The organism is Daejeonella sp. AP26, from assembly GCF_056680515.1.
Genome location: NZ_CM155286.1, coordinates 3,761,838 through 3,782,434, shown reverse-complemented (window position 1 = coordinate 3,782,434; position 20,597 = coordinate 3,761,838). Strand labels below are relative to the sequence as shown.

General features: G+C 42.8%; 21 protein-coding genes. 10 read left to right on the top strand and 11 right to left on the bottom strand.

Annotated features, from left to right (window positions below):
* Nucleotides 1-70 precede the first annotated feature (70 nt).
* From AC1MCB_RS16235 to def, 5 genes are all read left to right on the top strand, one after another.
* Nucleotides 71-1,609: a YifB family Mg chelatase-like AAA ATPase gene (locus AC1MCB_RS16235; protein ID WP_479965763.1), complete on the top strand. Its 1,539-nt coding sequence runs from the start codon at nt 71-73 to the stop codon at nt 1,607-1,609.
* Nucleotides 1,610-1,688: 79 nt separating this feature from the next.
* Entirely contained in the window at nt 1,689-2,336 is a 648-nt protein-coding gene (gene msrA / locus AC1MCB_RS16230) for a peptide-methionine (S)-S-oxide reductase MsrA (protein ID WP_479965762.1), read from the top strand.
* A gap of 192 nt (nt 2,337-2,528) precedes the next feature.
* Nucleotides 2,529-3,071 carry a YciE/YciF ferroxidase family protein gene (locus tag AC1MCB_RS16225; protein ID WP_479965761.1) on the top strand — a complete coding sequence of 181 codons (543 nt, stop codon included), beginning with the start codon at nt 2,529-2,531 and terminating at the stop codon, nt 3,069-3,071.
* Between the two features lie 169 nt (nt 3,072-3,240).
* Complete coding sequence (locus AC1MCB_RS16220; protein WP_479965760.1) at nt 3,241-4,470, top strand: M16 family metallopeptidase; 1,230 nt, start codon at nt 3,241-3,243, stop codon at nt 4,468-4,470.
* A gap of 74 nt (nt 4,471-4,544) precedes the next feature.
* Nucleotides 4,545-5,114 carry a peptide deformylase gene (gene def, locus AC1MCB_RS16215; protein ID WP_479965759.1) on the top strand — a complete coding sequence of 190 codons (570 nt, stop codon included), beginning with the start codon at nt 4,545-4,547 and terminating at the stop codon, nt 5,112-5,114.
* Nucleotides 5,115-5,134: 20 nt separating this feature from the next.
* On the opposite strand, the gene AC1MCB_RS16210 is transcribed toward def, so the two are convergent.
* From AC1MCB_RS16210 to AC1MCB_RS16200, 3 genes are all read right to left on the bottom strand, one after another.
* Complete coding sequence (locus AC1MCB_RS16210) at nt 5,135-5,776, bottom strand: peptidase associated/transthyretin-like domain-containing protein (RefSeq protein ID WP_479965758.1); 642 nt, start codon at nt 5,774-5,776, stop codon at nt 5,135-5,137.
* Nucleotides 5,777-5,874: 98 nt separating this feature from the next.
* On the bottom strand, nt 5,875-6,153 hold the full coding sequence (locus AC1MCB_RS16205; protein ID WP_479965757.1) for a NifU family protein: 279 nt from the start codon (nt 6,151-6,153) through the stop codon (nt 5,875-5,877).
* Between the two features lie 42 nt (nt 6,154-6,195).
* Nucleotides 6,196-7,257, bottom strand: coding sequence for an Mrp/NBP35 family ATP-binding protein (locus tag AC1MCB_RS16200; RefSeq protein ID WP_479965756.1), 1,062 nt, complete (start codon nt 7,255-7,257; stop codon nt 6,196-6,198).
* A gap of 155 nt (nt 7,258-7,412) precedes the next feature.
* Here AC1MCB_RS16200 and AC1MCB_RS16195 point away from each other — a divergent pair, with 155 nt between their 5' ends.
* The 5 genes from AC1MCB_RS16195 to AC1MCB_RS16175 all read left to right on the top strand — a co-directional run bounded on the left by AC1MCB_RS16195 (nt 7,413) and on the right by AC1MCB_RS16175 (nt 12,397).
* Nucleotides 7,413-9,548: a biosynthetic peptidoglycan transglycosylase gene (locus AC1MCB_RS16195; RefSeq protein WP_479965755.1), complete on the top strand. Its 2,136-nt coding sequence runs from the start codon at nt 7,413-7,415 to the stop codon at nt 9,546-9,548.
* A gap of 10 nt (nt 9,549-9,558) precedes the next feature.
* A complete protein-coding gene (gene hpt, locus AC1MCB_RS16190; protein ID WP_479965754.1) occupies nt 9,559-10,110 on the top strand; it encodes a hypoxanthine phosphoribosyltransferase in 552 nt (183 codons plus the stop codon).
* A 135-nt stretch (nt 10,111-10,245) separates the two neighbouring features.
* The gene (locus AC1MCB_RS16185; RefSeq protein WP_479965753.1) at nt 10,246-10,908 is read left to right on the top strand and encodes a phosphatidylserine decarboxylase family protein; all 663 of its coding nucleotides are present in this window, start codon (nt 10,246-10,248) and stop codon (nt 10,906-10,908) included.
* A 285-nt stretch (nt 10,909-11,193) separates the two neighbouring features.
* Nucleotides 11,194-11,385, top strand: coding sequence for a hypothetical protein (locus AC1MCB_RS16180; protein ID WP_479965752.1), 192 nt, complete (start codon nt 11,194-11,196; stop codon nt 11,383-11,385).
* A gap of 100 nt (nt 11,386-11,485) precedes the next feature.
* Nucleotides 11,486-12,397, top strand: a complete 912-nt coding sequence (locus tag AC1MCB_RS16175) for a hydroxypyruvate isomerase family protein (RefSeq protein ID WP_479965751.1) — start codon at nt 11,486-11,488, stop codon at nt 12,395-12,397.
* On the opposite strand, the gene AC1MCB_RS16170 is transcribed toward AC1MCB_RS16175, so the two are convergent.
* The 8 genes from AC1MCB_RS16170 to AC1MCB_RS16135 all read right to left on the bottom strand — a co-directional run bounded on the left by AC1MCB_RS16170 (nt 12,398) and on the right by AC1MCB_RS16135 (nt 20,474).
* On the bottom strand, nt 12,398-13,726 hold the full coding sequence (locus tag AC1MCB_RS16170) for a sensor histidine kinase (protein ID WP_479965750.1): 1,329 nt from the start codon (nt 13,724-13,726) through the stop codon (nt 12,398-12,400). It abuts the gene before it with no gap.
* Nucleotides 13,723-14,403, bottom strand: coding sequence for a response regulator transcription factor (locus AC1MCB_RS16165; protein WP_479965749.1), 681 nt, complete (start codon nt 14,401-14,403; stop codon nt 13,723-13,725). Before AC1MCB_RS16165 ends, AC1MCB_RS16170 begins: the two co-directional genes overlap by 4 nt.
* A gap of 9 nt (nt 14,404-14,412) precedes the next feature.
* Nucleotides 14,413-15,240, bottom strand: coding sequence for a hypothetical protein (locus AC1MCB_RS16160; protein ID WP_479965748.1), 828 nt, complete (start codon nt 15,238-15,240; stop codon nt 14,413-14,415).
* A gap of 18 nt (nt 15,241-15,258) precedes the next feature.
* A complete protein-coding gene (locus AC1MCB_RS16155) occupies nt 15,259-15,603 on the bottom strand; it encodes a hypothetical protein (RefSeq protein WP_479965747.1) in 345 nt (114 codons plus the stop codon).
* A gap of 72 nt (nt 15,604-15,675) precedes the next feature.
* Nucleotides 15,676-16,293: a hypothetical protein gene (locus AC1MCB_RS16150; protein ID WP_479965746.1), complete on the bottom strand. Its 618-nt coding sequence runs from the start codon at nt 16,291-16,293 to the stop codon at nt 15,676-15,678.
* A 232-nt stretch (nt 16,294-16,525) separates the two neighbouring features.
* Nucleotides 16,526-17,443, bottom strand: a complete 918-nt coding sequence (locus tag AC1MCB_RS16145; RefSeq protein WP_479965745.1) for a DUF4249 domain-containing protein — start codon at nt 17,441-17,443, stop codon at nt 16,526-16,528.
* Between the two features lie 50 nt (nt 17,444-17,493).
* The gene (locus AC1MCB_RS16140; RefSeq protein ID WP_479965744.1) at nt 17,494-19,857 is read right to left on the bottom strand and encodes a TonB-dependent receptor; all 2,364 of its coding nucleotides are present in this window, start codon (nt 19,855-19,857) and stop codon (nt 17,494-17,496) included.
* Between the two features lie 80 nt (nt 19,858-19,937).
* Nucleotides 19,938-20,474, bottom strand: coding sequence for a hypothetical protein (locus AC1MCB_RS16135; protein WP_479965743.1), 537 nt, complete (start codon nt 20,472-20,474; stop codon nt 19,938-19,940).
* Between the last annotated feature and the right edge of the window lie 123 nt (nt 20,475-20,597).

Sequence of the window (20,597 nt, the reverse complement as noted above, 5' to 3'; positions counted from 1 at the left end):
CGATTTGTTTCTTATAGCGAAACTTTATTGGATAAAATTGAGTAATTTGAGATTCCCTTAGCACTCTCAGATGCCTGTAAAAACCTATGCAAGCGCCGTTTACGGAATAGAAGCCATTACGATTACCATAGAAGTAAACATTAGCGGCGGATTGAAATACTTCATTGTCGGATTACCTGACAACGCGGTGAAGGAAAGCCTGCTTCGGGTTGAAGCTGCCATTAATACCTCGCGCTTCCATATGCCACGCCAGCGGATTGTAGTTAACCTGGCGCCTGCCGATATCCGTAAAGAGGGTTCTGCTTTCGACCTGGCAATAGCTATTGGCATACTAGCGGGCTCTGGCCAGGTCCACCAGGATAAGCTTGATCAGTTTATCATTATGGGGGAAGTATCATTGGATGGCGGACTACAACCAATCAAAGGCGCCTTACCGATCGCTATACAAGCCCGAAAGGAAGGCTTCAAGGGTTTAGTACTGCCGAAAGCGAATGCACGCGAGGCAGCCATTGTAAGCGATTTTGAAGTATATGGAGTTGAGACCCTGTTGGACGTCATCAACTTCTTTAACAACAAGCATGATTTTAAGCCAACCCTCGTAGATACCAGGGAAGAATTTCTGATCAATATTAGTAAGTATGACAATGACTTCTCGGATGTAAAAGGACAGGAAAATATAAAACGTGCGTTGGAGATAGCCGCTTCCGGCGGTCATAATGTTATTTTAATCGGACCTCCCGGAGCCGGCAAAACCATGCTGGCCAAGAGACTGCCGACTATATTGCCGCCGCTTAACTTAATTGAGGCTCTTGACACCACTAAGATCCACTCGGTTGCTGGTAAGCTTGCGGCTTCCGATTCGCTGATGACTGTCAGACCCTTCCGTTCTCCCCACCATACGATTAGCGATGTTGCCCTTGTTGGCGGGGGTACTAACCCGCAGCCGGGGGAAATATCACTTGCTCATAACGGCGTGTTATTTTTAGACGAACTGCCTGAATTTAAGAGAAGCGTACTGGAAGTAATGCGTCAGCCTTTAGAAGAGCGGCGAGTAACCATTTCACGGGCGCGATCAACCGTCAACTATCCAGCCAGCTTTATGCTGGTAGCTTCAATGAATCCCTGCCCATGCGGCTTTTATAATCATCCTGAGAAGGACTGCATCTGTCCGCCAGGTATGGTGCAGAAGTATTTGAGTAAGATCTCCGGACCGTTACTAGATCGCATTGATCTGCATGTGGAGGTTACACCGGTTAATTTTACCGAACTTGCATCTGACCGACTTGCTGAAAAGAGTGAGCTCATTCGGGAGCGGGTCGTTCAAGCTCGTGATGTGCAGGTTAAACGCTTTGAGAATAAAACCGATGTTTTTTGCAATGCTCAAATGAGTCCGAAATCGGTTCGGGAAATTTGCCGTATCGATGAAGCCGGGCAGCTGCTGCTCAAAAAGGCAATGGAGAAACTGGGACTGTCTGCCCGGGCGTACGACCGTATTTTAAAAGTTGCCCGTACCATTGCCGATCTGGCAGGTTGTGAGGAAATCCAATTGGAACATCTGGCTGAAGCGATCAACTATCGCAGCCTGGACCGTGATGGCTGGGCCGGGTAAATTTAGATTATTGATAGCTGTCGATTATATTAAACAAACCATCTTTGTATTGTTTAACGTATATCAATTAAAAATCTCCATGAAACACATAATTTCAATTGTTACCGCCATATTTATTACCACAACATTTCTGGCCTGTGATGCCCAATCGCAGAAAAAGAATGATGTGAAGAAAATCATCCTGAAGGCGCCTAAGGGAAAAGCTATTGCAGCCTTTGCTTCCGGATGTTTTTGGTGTACGGAGCATATATTTGAAGCTGTGGCAGGGGTGGATTCAGCCGTATCCGGTTATGCCGGGGGTACTAAACCAAACCCTTACTATGAGCTGGTTAACACCGAAACAACCGGTCATGCAGAATCAGTACTGGTATATTATAATCCGAAGATCATCACCTATTCAGAACTTGCTAAAGTCTTTTTCGCTTCCCATGACCCAACAACACCCGACCAACAGGGACCGGACAAAGGTTCCTCCTACCGCTCGATTCTGTTTTATGGCTCGCCGGCTGAGAAAGCCGTCGCCCAGCAGACTATAAGAGATTTGACTAAGTCGGGAAGATTTAAAAACCCCATCGTAACGGAACTGAAGCCACTAAACGAGTTTTATAAGGCTGAATCCTATCACCAGCAGTACATAGATCGTCATCCGAATGACCCGTATGTAAGATCGGTGTCTATTCCTCGTTTTCAGCTTTTCAAAAAAACTTACAAAGGGAAACTGAAATAGGCCTGTTTCCCACATAATCTGCCTACGCCCGATTGTTTTGAATTTTTTGTAGAACTATTCCCCTAGAGCGATGTTGATTTAAGCAATGAGGTGCCATACAGTAGGAAGCCAGTGAAGATGTCAAGAGCCTTTTGCTGATGGTCATTTCATTATGAAAAACATTTGTTCTACCAAAAATTAAAACTCAAGTTTATGGCAACTAAACAATCAAGATCAACCACCCAAAAGATGCCTGACGAATCGTCGGCATTGATGGAATTTTTTGTTGATTCGCTGAAAGACATCTATTGGGCAGAGAAGAACGCGCTAAAGGCGATTCCAAGGCTTGCGAAGAAAGCAACTTCGGACGAGTTAAGATCAGCTCTTGAAACACATATCGCCGAAACCGAAAACCAGATAGTTAAGCTGGAGCAGGTTTTCGCCAGTATGGATCAGAAGGCCCAGGCCAAAAAATGCGAAGCAATGGAGGGACTAATTAAGGAATCAGAAAGTATTATGTCTGAAACCGAAGATGGTACCATGACCAGGGACGTAGGTATTATTGCGGCAGCACAAAAGATGGAGCATTACGAAATTGCTTCCTATGGTACCATGCGTACTCTTGCTGATGTTTTAGGTTTGCCTGAAGCATCAGAACTTCTTAGCCAGATTTTGGAAGAAGAAAAAAACACTGATACTCTATTAAGCCAAATTGCCGAAGGTTTTATTAACCAGTCGGCAATGGGCGAGAAATAGATCTTTTAGCTCTTATTATTCCATTATTTACGGAATATCGTATTGTTTAACAACGAAGGCTTTTCAATTGTTGAAAGGCCTTCGTTGTTAAAAGCCATTAATAAAACAGTTAAAAAACGAATTCACAGCTTAACCGGCAATCTATTTGTTTTTGATAAATTAGCCGGATATGGATTACCAGGTACATACTCTCAGCAATGGCATTCGCATTTTACACAAGCCTGGGGCAACCAGTGTTTCGCATGCCTGCATAATACTCAATGCTGGTTCGAGAGATGAAGCGACCGACAAAAGCGGTCTTGCCCACTTCATTGAGCACCTGTTGTTTAAAAGAACAGAAAAGCGGACCACTAATCAAATTCTTAACCGTCTGGAAGTGGTAGGTGCAGATCTGAATGCTTATACCACCAAAGAGTATACTTGCATACATGCTTCGTTTTTAAACCCGCATCTTGAACGGTCGCTTGACCTTTTTGAGGACATCGTTTTTCATTCTGTTTTTCCGGAGGATGAAATGATAAAAGAGAAAGATGTTATCCTCGATGAGATCTCTTCGTACCAGGACCAGCCGGACGAAGCTGTGAATGATGACTTTGAAGATTTGCTGTTTGACGGGCACCCTTTGGGGCGAAATATTCTGGGAACACCCAAGAGTGTAAAAAATTTCACGCGGGACGACATAGTCAATTTTAGTAATGCCAACTATCGTACAGATGAAATAGTTATTGGAGTTTTGGGGAGCTATGATTTTAAAAAGGTGATAAAGATCAGTGAAAAAATCTTTGGACAGATCACTTCAAATACCAGTCCCCGGAAACGGGTCGCAGTGAATTCTTACCACCCCAAAAGCTTCAGTGCTGAAAAACCGATCAATCAGGCACATTGTGTAATTGGATCCAGGGCTTATTCCTTTCATGATTCTAATAAAATTGGTTTTCTATTGCTAAATAATCTGCTCGGTGGACCAGGCATGAGCTCTAGGTTGAATTTGGAAATCCGGGAGAAATATGGAATTGCCTACACCATTGAGTCGAATTATACTCCCCTAAGCGACACAGGCATTTTCTCAATATACTTTGGCACCGACGCCGAAAAGGTTGAGAAAGCGTCTAAACTGATATTTAAAGAACTCGATAAATTAAAAGATAAAGAATTGGGAAGCGTTCAATTGCACCAGGCTAAACAGAAGTTTATTGGCCAGATAGCCCTTGGAGAGGAGAATCGGATGGGCCTGATCATATCCATGGCAAAGAGTTTACTGGATTACGGCAAGGTGGATACACTTGAAGAAGTATTCGCAAAGATCAATGCGGTGACCGCAAGCCAGGCGCTCGAAATATCCAACCAGATGTTTGATAAATCACAGCTCACAACCCTCCTTTTCGAACCACGCAGCTAACAGCATATCTTCCATTTCCTCGAATTTCAATTAAATATGCCCGCGTACTTACAAATCCTGTTATTTTTGCATTTATGAAATTGCCCATAATAGCCTACGGCGACCCGGTTTTAAGAAAGAAAGCTATTGATATCTCTCCCGATTATCCAGATCTGGAGAGTCTAATTGCCAATATGTTTGAGACGATGTATGGAGCTCATGGCGTTGGATTAGCGGCTCCGCAAATCGGCTTGTCAGTTCGCTTATTCGTGATAGATGCAATTCCGTTCGCTGAGGATGATGAGGCGTTGAAAGACTTCAAGAAAATATTTATTAATCCACAGGTGATCGATGAGAATGGCGAAAAGTGGAGCTTTAATGAGGGCTGTTTAAGTATTCCTGATATTAGGGAAGATGTAAACCGGCATCCAACCCTTACTATTACCTATCTTGACGAAAACTGGAAGGAGCATACAGAAACCTACAATGGGCTGGCGGCACGGGTTATTCAGCACGAATATGATCATATTGAGGGTAAGCTGTTTACAGATAAACTGAGCCCTTTGCGTAAGGCGATGCTTAAAAACAGGCTAGACTCTATTTCGAAAGGATTTGTGAAAGTGGACTACAAAATGAAATTCCCAGCCCTGAAAAAGAAACGATAAAAAGGCAAAAACCCTATACCTTAATTTCCTTTATCCCTGCTTTTGTCGCCCTGCATGATCTGCTGAATTAAGGCTCCCCATGCGAATGGGCTGAGCAGCGGGTTTGACATCCGCTGATTCATATTTTGATTAACAAGGCGGCTATGGTTGTTCTGGAAATTAAGACTCTGCATTTCCTGTCCGTCTCTCGGCAAATTAGCAGCCATAGCAGCCAGGCTTTGCTGGGAAACGTTCTTGCTCGCGATAGCCAAATCGTCATCAGCGAACTTCATCGTTAAAAACTCCCGCTTAAAATCATCCATACTGGCCCATGGGAAAACGCGCACGGTTGGAAGATTGATAATCTCCTGTTTCATCTTGACCATCACTGTGAATTTCTTGTCAGGAAGATTTTGGGGGATTACTATACCTTCCCGTTTGTATCCAATAGCACTAAATTGAAGAGTGTCACCCTCATGAGCAACAAATGAAAAATAGCCCTTATAATTGGCGGAAAAGATTTGGTTTTTTGCAGTTCTATTGGTGATGTTCACATAGGGCACTACCGTCCCGCTGTCTAAGTTAATTATGACGCCGGAAAACTGAACCAGTTTCTTGTCCGGCGCTTGTGCGTAGCCGAACGAACAAAAGAATAATCCGAGAATAATTAAGTAATAACGCATAATTCCAAAACTACCAAAAAATCGTGCCGTAAGTGTGTTAAATAGTGTTAAACGCGTTGTGTGAGAGGACGGTCAGCTATCTTTTTGATGCTCGGGATCTATTGTAAACGCTCGGGTAAAACAGCGTTCGGGTCATCTATATCAGTTAAATTAACGGCTTCAATGGACGCTATCTCAGGAACGGCTTTTTTGATCGCTTCTTCTATGCCGGCTTTTAAGGTCATGATACTCATGGGGCATGAACCGCATGATCCTAACAACCGTAAACGCACCACATTATCGGCGGTGATCTCTTCTACTGACACGTTTCCGCCATCCGCTTCCAAATAAGGACGTATGGTATTCAACGCATCTTCAACTTTTTGCAACAAATCCATGATGTTGTTATTTTTTATAAAGATACTAAATATAAATTTTTCTTACTTCCTGGCATTCCGAATAGCTACCTGCTGCGCAACTCTTTCCGTAATCTGCATAAACGCATCCGCCATCAAGTCATTGTCTTTTAGTATCACGGGCGAACCCTCATCGCCGCCTTCGCTAATGCTCTTAACCATTGGGATCTCACCCAGGAATGGTATATCAAATTGCTCAGCAAGTTTTTTGCCGCCATCCTGGCCGAAGATATAATATCTATTGTCCGGCAGTTCTGCAGGCGTGAAATAAGACATGTTTTCTACGACTCCAAGTACAGGAACGTTTATGGACTCCATGAGAAACATACCAACACCCTTCCGCGCATCCGCTAATGCTACATTCTGAGGTGTGGTCACTATAACAGCACCGGTGATCGGGTAAGTTTGGCTGATAGTGATATGGATATCTCCGGTGCCCGGAGGAAGATCAACAACCAGGTAATCCAGTTCACCCCAATCCGCGTCATTAAATAATTGTTTAATCGCATTTGATGCCATTGGTCCACGCCACGGCACCGGCTGATTTGGATCAGTGAAAAAACCTATAGAAAGTAGTTTAATGCCATATTTTTCAACCGGCTCAATACGTGTTTTCCCCTCAGCATTTTCAAAGGCTCTTGGTCGTATATCCTCTACCCCAAACATCATCGGCACGGACGGCCCGTAGATATCGGCATCAATAAGTCCAACTTTGGCCCCTTTCTTCGCAAGACCAATGGCCAGGTTGACGGCAACGGTTGACTTGCCGACTCCACCTTTACCGGACGCCACCGCAATAATATTCTTGATGTTGCTTAATGTAGGACTCGGACGGCTGGTAACCCTCGAGGTCATGTTGATCTTAACGACTATGTCTTTGCTGATGAAATGTCCAATGGCATTCCGGCAAGCGTTTTCAAGCATCTCTTTTAGTGGACAAGCCGGGGTAGTTAATACCACTGAAAAGCTCAGGTTATTCCCATCAATTCTGATGTCTTCAATCATGTTTAAGGTGACCAGATCTTTTTTCAAATCCGGGTCTTCAACATATCGCAATGCATTTAAAACCTGTTCCGTGCTAATCATTTTGAATCAATGGGATGTATTTTCGCCAAAAGTACTAAACCATAGACGCAAAAATTGTTAAATTGAGGTTTTTACAGATATTTGACTGTCAGAATAAACAGTTTTTAAAAACGTTTTAAAGCGTTCTTCCTTTATACTATTGAAATAAGCCATCTATGCAGATCCCATCTAAATACCTCAAAATCATCGGAATTGTATTAGCTGGTATCTTGATCTTAGTTTTTATAGGCGGACTTATAGCTTATAACAAACGCGAAGCTCTGCTGCAATCGGGTATAGAACGTGCTATATCGAAAGCGAAAAGAGATTATAATCTCAATATGAAGGTTGGTAGTGCCCGGTTTGCTGGCTTGCGCACCATCGATCTTGAAAATATTTCTGTAGTTCCTGAGAATCGCGACAGCCTCCTCTATATTGAAAAATTTAGAGTGGGCATCAAGCTTCTACCCCTCATTTTCGGGGACATCAAACTTGCCGAAGTTAAAACCAGTAATGTCTGGGTGAACCTGACCAAGAAAGACAGTATCCGCAATTATGATTTTCTTTTCCGTAAGAAAAGCGCGGATACGGTAAGCACAGGTCGTAAAGTTAATCTGGGTGAACTGGCTAACAATCTTTTGAACCAGATGCTTTATAAGATTCCGGATGACATGGATGTCAAAAACCTGGAAATTAAGTTCACTAACGATACGAGCTTTTTTAACCTGTTTACACCAACAGCCACTATTGTAGATGGCGAAGTAAAATCCACTATCAATGTAAATGGTAAAGAGTCGGTATGGCATGTAGACGGCGAAGTCCATCCCTCGGATAAGCAGTTAAACCTGATGCTTTACGCTGATGGCAAAAAAGTGGAGCTACCCTTTATTGAAAAAGAATACGGTTTGAAGCTTAACTTCGATACGATCAGAACTGAGATGAAGCGGGTGCGTAAAGATGGAGACGTCTTTAAGATCTCCGGCTCATGGGCTGTCCAGAATCTCCTGGTAAACCATCCGCGAATTGCCGCTAACGACATTATCCTACCGGAAGGCTCAATTGATGCGGATATGATTTTCGGTCAGAATTATGTAGCTATTGACAGCACCTCGGTCATTCATATCAAGAACATTCAAGCAAACCCGTTTATCAAATACACTCTAAGTCCAGAAAAGATCTACGAATTAAAACTCCATACCAACGAGCTTGACGCACAGCAGCTTTTCAATTCATTTCCGCAGGGGTTATTTGAATCGCTTGAAGGAATGCAGGTATCGGGTAAGCTTCAGTACGATATGAACTTTCATCTCAATTCTAAACATCCTGATAAGGTGGTATTTGATTCGAGGTTGAATAACAAAAACTTTAAGGTGATCAGCTGGGGAAAAAGCAATTTTCAAAAAATCAATGGTCAGTTTTTCTACACGCCTTACGAATATGGAAAGCCCATGAGAAAAATCATGATTGGACCAACAAATCCAGATTATACACCCATCAATCAAATTTCACCTTTATTAAGAAACGCTGTTTTAACCGCCGAGGATCCCTCCTTTTATAGTCATAATGGTTTTGTTGAAGAGTCTATCCGGAAATCTATTGCAACTAATTTTAAAGAGAAAGCATTTAAACGCGGTGGCAGCACTATCTCTATGCAGCTGGTAAAAAACGTTTATCTTAACCGGCAGAAGACGCTTGCCCGCAAAATTGAGGAAATCCTGATTGTTTGGATCATAGAAAATAGTCATATGTCAAGCAAGCAGAGAATGTTTGAGGTATACTTAAACTTAATCGAATGGGGGCGTAATGTTTATGGGATCGGTGAAGCTTCGAGGCATTACTTTGCTAAACACCCTTCGCAATTAAATCTCGGTGAAAGTATCTTCCTGGCCAGCATCGTCCCCCGACCTAAATCGGGTTTAAACTTCTTTGAGGGAGACGGTAGCTTACGAACGGGCCTACGTGGTTACTTCAGACTTATTGGTGGACTGATGGCCAAGCGGGGACTTGCCCAGCCCGATTCTAATGTGTACGGTTTTTACGCAGTCAGGTTGAAGGAAAGTTTAAGACGCGGGACCCCTGTCACCGATTCGTTAGCAACTGACACGCTCATTGAATTTGATGAAGAAGAAAGCGATGTTGGCAGTTTCCTGGATCAGATATTCGGAAAGCGTAAACCTGATAGTGTCAAAACCCGGGAAAGCAAACCAGATACAAATCCGGCGATTAGGGAAAAGACCCCTGCCGAGCTTAGAAGGGAACGGCGCGAGCAGCGCCGCCTTGAAAGGGAAAGAAAGAAGAACGATGGCTTGTAAAACGGATTAAATGCATATTCAGATAGACGATAAAGACTTCAATTTGCTGATCGAGTACGATCAGATAAAGAAACGTACACGGTTGATCGGTATTCAACTAAATGTAGACTATGATAACCGTGTTCCTGTGTTTGTGGGAGTGTTGAACGGTAGTTTTATCTTTCTGGCCGACTTGCTGAAAGAAGTGACCATTTCTTCGGAAGTTACCTTCGTTAAAGTATCGTCATACGATGGCGATAAAAATACGGGTGTAATAAAAAAGGATATAGGTCTGCAAATGGAATTGAAAGATCGCGATGTAATTATCGTTGAGGATATAGTGGATAGTGGCGCCACTTTGCGTTATGTAATTGATATGATCCGGGAACAGAATCCCGCTTCTATTTGTGTCTGCACCCTCCTTTTAAAACCAAAATCCCTGAAAGAAGATATCGAAGAAATTACCTATGTAGGGTTTGAAATTCCTGAGGAGTTCGTTGTTGGCTATGGGCTCGATTATAAAGGCCTGGGGCGTAATTTGAAAGATATCTATCGTGCTGATTACACGCCCTCGGAAACCTAATCCATAATGCTGCTAAAAGTCGCAAAATCTGCTATTTTTGCAAACTGGTAAGAAAGTGAAGAATTTAATCCACGAGTCGTACAGGATTATCCTTTTAGATCAGAAGCCTTAAACCAGTAATTTTTATTTGAAACGATGACGATCCATAAAGAAGGATATACCTCTATAGCACTTTGCATTTTATTCATATTTGTATTAAATGCCCTGGTGCAGTTTTTTCTGCCAGACTCTACCTGGTTGCACTGGGCTGCCTACGCGTTCTCATTCGTGCTTTTCATTATCATACTGCAATTTTTCCGCAGTCCCCGTATTAATGTGTCTGGCCACGACTCGCATGTGATATGTCCCGCCGACGGGAAAGTAGTGGTAATTGAAGAAACCGAAGAAACTGAGTTTCTTAAGGATCGCAGGATCCAGATGTCGATCTTTATGTCACCGATCAATGTGCATGTGAACCGCTATCCAATTGGCGGCGTCGTGAAGTATTTCAAATACCATCCTGGTAAGTTTTTAGTAGCATGGCATCCTAAATCTTCCACTGAGAATGAACGAACTACTGTCGTAGTAGAAAATGAACGAGGGATATCCGTATTATTCAGACAGATTGCAGGGGCTATGGCCCGTCGGATTGTTTGTTACTCTAAAGAAGGCGATCAGGCGGAGCAAGGAGGACAGTTTGGGTTCATTAAATTTGGATCAAGGGTTGATGTATTCTTACCACTCGGAACAGAAATTAATGTTAAATTAGGGGATACTGTTAAAGGCGGCATAACCGTTCTTGCCGAATTAAAAGCTTAAGAGTTTTATGAGTACAGTTTCCTTAACGAAGCTATATGATTTGCTCTCAGAAAAAGTAGGGAAGGAAACTGCCGAAATTTAACTCAAGATATAGAAAGCAAGATTAGAGAAGAGGTTCAGGATAGCACAAAAGTATTGGCCACTAAGCAGGATATTTCTGATGTAAAAGAAGCCGTGGCTAATAATAAAGGAGAAGTTATCAAGTGGATGTTCATCTTCTGGATTGGACAAATAGCCGCAACTTTTGGTTCATTCTTTTATTTTTAAGTAACTAACCAATCAATCATGAAAAAATTATTTACTCTATTAGCCTTTGTTGCCTCATTAAGCCTGGCAACAGCGCAAACCACACCTAAGACTACAGCAAAAGCCGAAGCCAAAAAGGAATGTAAAAAAGCTGATAAATGCTGCAGCAAAGATGCCAAAGAGAAAACCGCTTCTGCAGAAACAAAAAGCAAAGAGGTTAAAAAGAACTAATACATAAAAACAATAAAGCCCAGCCAGAAATGAGCGGGGCTTTGTTGTGTAAGGTTAAATTCATTTTCTATCTTAGTCAGGTATTCAACGATATAACTCTATGAAAAGAAGCACCTTCATCCACTCGAGTGTTCTGGCAGGTCTAAGTATGGCTGCGGCACCCTTATCTTTTGCCAACAGTCAGACAAAGCAGACAAAGGGCTTTAACATGAACTATGCGCCCCACGATGGAATGTTTGCCAGCCATGGAGGTAAAAGCTTCCTTGACCAGATTCAGTATATGCACAGCCAGGGGTTCAACGCCATTGAAGATAACGGCATGCTTCAACGCCCGGTAGCTGAACAAGAACAAATCGGAAGCTTGCTTAAAAAACTAAACATGCAAATGGGCGTGTTTGTGGTCGATGCAGGTGACAACTGGAAGGTATCTTTAGCAAGCGGTAAAAAGGAATTTAAAGACCGTTTTGCTGATGCTTGTCGACGATCAATAGATACCGCCAAGCGCTGTAACGCTAAATGGGCGACCGTTGTGCCGGGCTTTTTCGACCGCAGCCTTCCTATGGACATTCAAACCAGCCATGTAATTGACGCCCTGCGCATCGGCGCCGAGATATTTGAACCGCACGGTTTGGTGATGGTGCTTGAACCTTTAAGCGATACCCCTGAACTTTTCATGAGACACTCAGACCAGACTTACATGCTCTGTAAGGCAGTGAATAGCCCATCCTGTAAGATATTATACGATATCTATCATATGCAGCGCAATGAGGGTAACGTCATCAAAAACATTGACCTCTGCTGGGACGAGATCGCATATATCCAGATTGGCGACAATCCCGGGAGAAAAGAACCAGGCACTGGAGAGTTAAATTATCAGAATATCTTCAAATACATTCACAGTAAAGGCTACAAAGGTATTCTGGGCATGGAGCATGGTAACTCGAAACCTGGTAAAGAGGGGGAGTTGTTGCTCATTAAATCTTATCGGGAGGCAGACGCCTTCCTTGTCTGATCAATTGCTAATTATGGCGTTAGGGAAGGTTAATGTGAAGCGTGTTCCTTGACCAACCTTCGATTCAACAGCAATAGCGACCTGATGATAATCGGCAATGCTTTTAACAATTGACAGACCTAAACCGTAGCCTCCACCTTCTCCCGGATTGGCTTTTCTAAACCTGTTGAAAATAGCCGGAACATCATTTTCAGCGATGCCGATTCCAGAGTCTTCGATTATTAGCTGGTACGACTGACCCTTCGTAATAACCTCTCGTACTTTAATGTGTCCCTTTACCTTATTGTACTTTATCGAATTATTAACCAGGTTATAAACAAGCTGAAAGATCAGATCGCGGTTTACATGTGTCCAGGTGGTTGCACCGTTCAATTCAATTTCCACAGAGATCTGCCGTTCTTCCATCCGGTGACCAATCTCTTCCAGCAAAGAACTAAACAGTTCTTTAACATTCCAGCTTTCGGACCTGGCAAACTGCTCATTCTCTATTCTCGATATTAGCAATAACGAGCGGACTATCTTCTTCAGCCGATCAAGAGTGCGCTGCATATCAACCAGGCGCTGCTGCAGTACTTCATTCACCTCAGAATCGTCCAAGAGGTTCTCTATCTTATTTTGTAAGATACTGATCGGAGTCATTAACTCGTGCGACGCATTAGCCGTGAATTCACGTTCTTTCTCGAAAGCATCATGCACCTGGTCCATTAGCAGGATCAGCGAGCTGTCAAGATACTTAAAGTCGGAGGTGGAGGTCTTGACCGGCGGACTGTTATCGCGAAAAGGAAATCGACGATTGATCAGCTTTGATTTAATGATCTTCCCGAGCGGAGCCAGCAAGAACCGGGTGAAAACAAGATCTGCAATAAGGGTTAATATAATCAGGCCAATCAGCACATAGGAGGCAATGCGTTGTAGCGGTTTGTTATACTGACTTATGGTTGCTGTGGTTTTTCCAATCTCGAGCAGATATTGCTGATTACCAGCCTTAAAGGTATGCATCAGAACACGATAATTTAAGGTATCTGATTCTATAACTCTCTGTGTGTTTTCAATGGTGTCAATCGAAGTGGCTTTGTCCGTAGCCTCCAAAGCAATATATTCCTCTTTCAGCAAGGTATAGCTACCATATGACTCGTCACCCTCAAGGTAAAAATCAATGCCGTTCTTATCGATAACCTCTTTTACCTTCTGCTGTTGCTGCCGAAGGTAATTGTTAGTGAATTCCGAAGCAATTTCTTCAACTAAAAACGGAAGGCTAAGTACAAATAGAAGTACAATGGCCAGCTTAGAAAGCGTAATAAAAAGAGTAAGCTTGGTAAATAGTTTCACGCCTGTTTTTTGATCTTATAGCCTACGCCCCGAACCGTTTCCAGCCAGTCAACAGATGCATGGATACTCAGCTTCTTCCGGATGTTCTTGATATGTACATCGATATAATTCGAGTCGCTGTCATCATCGCTAAAGCTACCCCAGATATGCTCACTTAACTGCATACGGGTAAGCACCCTGTTTTTGTGAAGGAGCATATAACTAAGCAGATCAAACTCCTTACGGGTAAGCTCCACTTCGGTATTCTTATTTAATAGAGTTCTGTTCTGCAAGTCGACTTGAAATTCGCCAATAGGTATGGCCTCGTTCTTAACCCCGAACTTCCTTCGTGATATAGCCTGCATGCGCGATTGCAATTCAGGCAAAGAAAAGGGTTTTGGGAGGTAGTCATCTGCGCCCAGGTCGAGACCTTTTATGCGATCTTCAATGTTACCTCTTGCGGTTAGGATGATATACGCAGCATCGGGATTGAATTTCTTAGCCTCCTGCAACAGAGTTAGTCCATCGGTATCAGGCAGACCCAGATCGAGCAGTATAAAGTCATAAAGATTTAGATCGAGCATCTCCAGGGCCTTACGACCGTTATGGGCCAGATCACACAAGTAAAATGCTTTCTTTAAAAATGCTTCTACCTCGTAGGCAAGCGTCTTTTCATCCTCGACAATAAGTACCTTCAAAACTTTCGGTTAAAACATGTAGTAAAAGCCCAGATTAAATATAGAAACGGGTTTATCAGAACCCTCAACCATGTTCTTGCTGGCAAGAGTGGCCTGGTAACTTGCTTCAATCGTATAATTCGTTCGGTTGTAGGCAAGTGGCAGACTGAATGTATAAGCCAAAACATCAAACTTAGTTGATTCGACGGTAGTGGTTTCGGTTTTTGGTGGCGGAGAACCGGGAAATAAGGGATCCAGTAATTTTTTTCGCCGCTCTTTTTCAGTAGTATAGGTCTGATAATAACGCTGTGAACCGCCAATTACACTAACAGTGGGTTCCAGTGAAATGAAATCATTGTCGCTAAGGCTTCCCAGGCTGATCAATTTAGAGTTTGTAAAAGAAACAAACACATCGCTCTGTGTACCGAAAGCGTAGTCGGCGCTCAAACTACTCCGCAAAAAATGTGTAAATGACAATTCGCCGTTCACATTATTCTCGTTAGAGGCTTGTAGAAGGGGTGCGTTCTTTTGGTAAAATGAACGTGTGTAGCTCATGCTTCCTTCTACATTTTTTAAAGGAGTAAATCCGTAGCCTGCAGAAAGATCTACCGCGGCGACACCATTGGCATTATTGAGTAGGGTTAATGCACTGGCAGAAAAAAATAGTCCACCCTTTAGCTTGTAAGCGGCGTGGGATAAAATATAGGGTAGCTTTTCAGCAGTTGTTTGGCCGAAGTAGTTGGCGGTATTGCCATAAATGGCCGCAAGAGTTAACGATGATTTCGGCAGGGAATCCTGCTGTGTCCAGCCCTGGGTAGTAAACCCGCAACATAAGAGTAAAGCGTATAGATACTTCATGCTCTGTATTATTTAAAATTAGATGCCTAAATTTTTACGAATTAAACGAACGGGTTTTTTTATCACCGGTTTAACCCGTTTCACCGGAATTTTGATCTTTGTTTTAACTGCAGCAGGCTTTAGCTGACGCTTTGATTTGGGTACTTCCTTTATCTCCGGCTTCTTTGTACCCTTTTTCTGACCCTTCTGCTTCTTTTCGTCGTTTTTGCCAGGCTGTTTTTTGATTACTGAGTCAATTGAGATCTCGATTGGTGAGGATAATGTAACCCTAAAACTACCAGAAAGTGTTTTTGCCGAAGACCTGACAGGTAAAATTCCAGCCAGGGTTATTAATACCAAGATATAAAGACGGCGATTATTCATTGTGTAGAGCAAAGTAAACAATTCTGCCGCTGATCAGCGGCAGAATTGAAAAACTATATATGGAAGCCGGTATTATAAGCCAAGTCCAAGGCCGGCGGAACCTTGTACTTTTGTCCCAACACGGGGACGGCGTAATTTAACGTCTGTATTTGCTTTTACTCCGGTTTTTACTTTTACCGGACGATCAGCCTTATCTGCTTTTCTATCAGCTTTTTCAATCTTGGTGGCTGCTTTTGCATCTGCTTTCAAAATCGCATCCTCAGATTGCTTTCTGTCTGCCTTAGCCTCTGCTCTTGCTTCCTTAGCATTCTCTCTGTTTTCAATCAAAAGTTCCTTGCGTTCTTCAATTCTCATTTTTACATCTTCCGAGTGTTCGTTTACCCTTGTCTCGTTGTCAGATTTCACGCCGGCTACAAGTTCTCTTTGCTCCTGTTTTCTTGCCTCACGGGATGCCTCACGATCGGCTTTATTCTGCCTGCGTTCTTCCGCTGTTTGATTTTTACGGTTCACTGATGCCTGGGATTTAGCGGATGCTGTTCCGCTCACGGTTTCTCCATTACTACCGCCTTCCACCTTTGCTTTCGCTTCAGTACGAACTTTTGTTCCCTGTTCGTTTTTAGCGTTACTTGATTGTGCAAATGACGATGCACTGAATAATATGGCTGCTGCTACTAATAATTTGGTTTTCATAATTCTGTCTTTAAAGTTTCGGATTAAAGTTGTTCTTATTTACTGATACAAATTTGTAGCAGCAAGATGAAGCGAAGATGAAATTTTGAAATTATTTTTAATGGGAGATGTTGGATATGACATACTATAGTTAAGAACGAGTTATCGAAGGAGGGAATATGACTGATTAAAATGTAAGAGATAGAGTAGGGGATTCGCTTAAGAGTGTATTTATGGCAAAAATCAGAACCGCCTACTTTAGGTCAAAAACTAAAGCCGCAGAATTGTACGGCGCAAAAATACCCAGCCCATTCTTGATATTATTACTCACCGGGCTTTTCTCCGGATTAAATACAGAAGTTCCCCCTGATTGCTTTTGAACATCAAACTGGTAAGTATAATAAGCTTTACCAGTGTTAACGAGTTCAAACATGACCTCGTATTTCGTTGCATCATTGGTGTAAAAGCCTTGAGTAAAGTCAAATTCCAAGTCGATTGACTTTCCATTAAATGATTTATCGTCAAATAAATAAACCCCTCTTGATATCATTCCGTTGGGCTCAAACTGGCCCAATGTATTCTTGAGCCCAAAATAGATTAGAGATCTTGAGCTTTTCCTGTCCTTTTCAACTATCCAAATTCTCATCAAATAATAGTTTTCCTCCGGAGCATCTGTCAAAGTAAATTTGCCTTTGTAAGCTTTATAAGAAGAATTATTCTGGGAGGTCGGAATCATTTGAAGCTCCCCAATTAACGGCTCTTCAGGCAACACTTCCGTTGCCTCAGCTGTTTCAAAGCCAGTTGCCACTACCTTCAATTTGTATTCAGCTCCCGGATCATTCGGCAGCGGTGCTGCAGAAAAGTAAAGTCCTTTCCCCTTGTAGCTTAGGAATCCCACGCTTGTCGCATTTTTAAAAACCTCAATACTCGCATTCTCAACGGCAGTAAAACGGTAGCCATTAGTATTTACTGACTGACTCTCAGTCAAGTCCACCTTCACTAAACTATCCGCGTTAAACACAGCATTGACCACTAGTTGAGGTTGTTCTTCCGGCAGCTCAATCTCAGTAAACGTTTCACAAGAAGAGAGGGCGAATAAGAAGCTACAAAAGATAAGTGTTGCAGTTATAGCCCTCAGCGATAAATTTATACTCGTGCATAATGCTTTCATATTTACTTCAAAATCAAACTCCCTCTCCTTTGGAGAGGGCTGGGGTGAGGCTATTTAAAACTATAACTGTAACTAAACGATGGCAAAACAGGCAACAATGAAAATTGACGAAGTTCAGTTTTGCCATTGGAGGTTTTCTGACCTGCCTGAATGAAATACGGGTTCTTCCGATTATAAACATTGTAGATCGAAATATTCCAGCTCCTTTCACCGCGCTTTTTCTGCTTGATAAAGGATATACCCAGATCCAGACGGTTATAGCTGCGCATTCGAAAATTGTTCCTGACGTTTACATTCTCTATTGAATTGCCGTTACCTCCACCTTCTTCATAAAACTTATACTGAGATAGCGGAATGGTTGCCGGAACCCCCGAGTTATAAACCCACGTACCAGATAATCGAATCCCCCTACTCAATTTATGATTAAGCACCAGGGAAATATTGTGACGGCTATCATATGTGTATGGGTACACCTGGTTGTTGTTTATTCCCGGTAGCTTTCGGTCACTCCATGAAAGGGTATATGCGAGCCAGCCCGAGGTCTTGCCTTCCTTCTTGCGAAACAACAACTCCGTTCCGTAGGCAGAGCCCTCTCCTGCTACTACTTTATCTTCAAACGGAGTGGTCGATTCAGAGATCAGTCCGTCTTCAGAGCCTTCGTCCAGAAATGCCGCTCCCTGTTGGTATTCAATTACATGCTCCATTTCCTTGTAGAAAGCATCCAAATTCAGTTCATACCGGTCGTTCAACAGCGTTTTCGCAAAGCCGGCAGTGGTTTGCCAGGAACTTTGGGGTGCGATCTCTCTTGTGGAAGGCACCCAAATATCAGCAGGGCTTCCTGATCCGGTAGTAGTTAAAAGATGAATATACTGGCTCATCTGCGAATAGGACGCCCGCAGTGCAGCGCTTTCGCTGACCAGATAATTCAGACTAAGGCGGGGCTGTAAGGAAAAGTAATTCTTCTGCTGCACATAAAATCCCGAGAAATGAAAACCAGCATTTACTTGCAAGCGGTCGCTCAGCCTGATGTCATCTTCGCCATATAAAAAATATTCCAGCGCCCGGATATTATTATTGTTGAAAGCCGTATCTGCTAACGAAACCCCATCCTCAACCATCGTTAAACTGGTAACATTAGGTCGGAAAGTATGCGAAATGGCGTTGGCGCCAAACCGGATAAAATGGTTGTTCGAAGGGATGTAATCAAAATCAATTTTCAAGCCGGCATCATCAATCTTCGACGAGTACTTTAATTCGTACTTCGCAGGTTCCGCTTTATCGATGTAGCTATTACTAATACCGAATTTATAATTGGTGTACGTTAACGTGAGATTGCTGAATAGCTTGCTGTTGAATAGGTGATTATATCGCAGAGCGGAAGTAATGTTCCCCCAGCCTATGGAATTTTTGTCGATCGATTGTTTGTCGTCTGACTTGAATTTGCTCCCCAGCCGGTCATTCCCGGAATAAATGCTGAAATATAAGCGGTCCTTCTCATTGAAACGATGGCTGATCTTCGCGTTCAGGTCATAAAAGTTATAAGTACCTTTTTCATTCTCACCGCTTTGCGCCAGCGACGCCACCAGGTCCAGGTAGGTACGGCGCACGCCGATCATAAAAGTCGTGTTTTCATTTTTAAGCGGCCCTTCCAGCAATAATCGCGAAGAGATCAAACCGAGGGAGAAATCGTACCTGAAATGATCGTTATTACCATCCTTAAGACGAATATCCATTACCGAGGATAAACGGCCGCCGTAGCGTGATGGAAAGCCGCCTTTAATCAGCTCCACATTTTTAATCGCATCCGCATTGAATACCGAAAACAAACCTAATGAATGTGCTGAATTGTAGATCGGTACGCCATCCAGCAGCACCAGGTTTTGATCCGGACCACCACCACGCACATGAAAATCACCAGACCCTTCCTTTCCGGCCCGGATGCCGGGCATCAATTGCAGGGCTTTCACCACGTCTACCTCTCCCGCAAACCGCGGCAGCGCTTTGATCTCAGCCGGGCTTAACCCCACTTTGTTCATCTGGCTGATATCCAGGTTTCGTTTCAGTTCGCCTGTAATCGTCACTTCCGCTAGTGCCGCTGTTTTAGCAATCAACCGGATTTGCAGGGTAGTATCTTTTAAAGTATTTATTCGAAGCGTATCGGGTAAGTAACCCAGCATATTCACGACCATGGCTTGCTCCGAATTACCCAGTTTGAGACTAAAGTATCCGTAAGCATTGCTGCTGCTACCTGACTTTTCTGTTAAACTGTATACGGAAGCGCCTGCCAGCCGTTCGCCTGAAGCCGCATCACTGATATACCCATTGACGGTGATAGCTGGCGCTTTGATGGTTTGTGCTCCAGCAGGATGGATGAGAATAAGGAGAAATGAGGAATAAAGTAATTTTTTAATCATTCAGAATCTGCAGGTGGACTAAATGAAGCTTTTATTAGAGGATTTTGCTGACGGCGTAATATTCATATTTCCCTGCTTATCTAATTCTTATTTAACTCAAAAATAGCTAAGCCCATATCCGTGTGATCGAAGTAAACGTGGAAAATAGATTTCAAAACAAGAGTTTTATCTGTTTCTTCCAGGATTTCATAACGACCAGATATATCCCATCCACCTTCTAATTGTGAAAGAAGATTTAATTGCAGAACGTTCGCATCATCCTCTATAAAATAGCTCGCCTTCATCGGGAGTTCTGCTTCAGCGCCAATTTTATAGTTCCCCGGGCACGCTTGGCTGCCATTTCTTTTGCAGTCTGTGAATGTCATAGTGCCAAAGTTGGAATATGAAGTGGAGTCACCTACGCTGCTTTGTTTGAAAAAGGTTGCTTTGGTAATTTTATAGTTTCCGCTGATTTCATTCAAACGCTCGAAACCTGGTTGTTTTTCACAGCCTGTTAAAGCAAACAACAAAACAATGACTGATGAATAAATTAACGTGTTCAATTGAACTTTTCGGAAGGATGTAGATATGTCTTTGAAGTTCCTAAGCGAATTGATCCGCAGTAAATATTTAATCATCGTGAAAATTTTTTCAAGATACCCTTACTTCTCAGAATCAAAAATTTAAAGGGGTGAACGGTAGTGATTTTCGAGTAACCGGTAAAATACTTCGATATGCGGGCAATAATCTGAATCAGGATT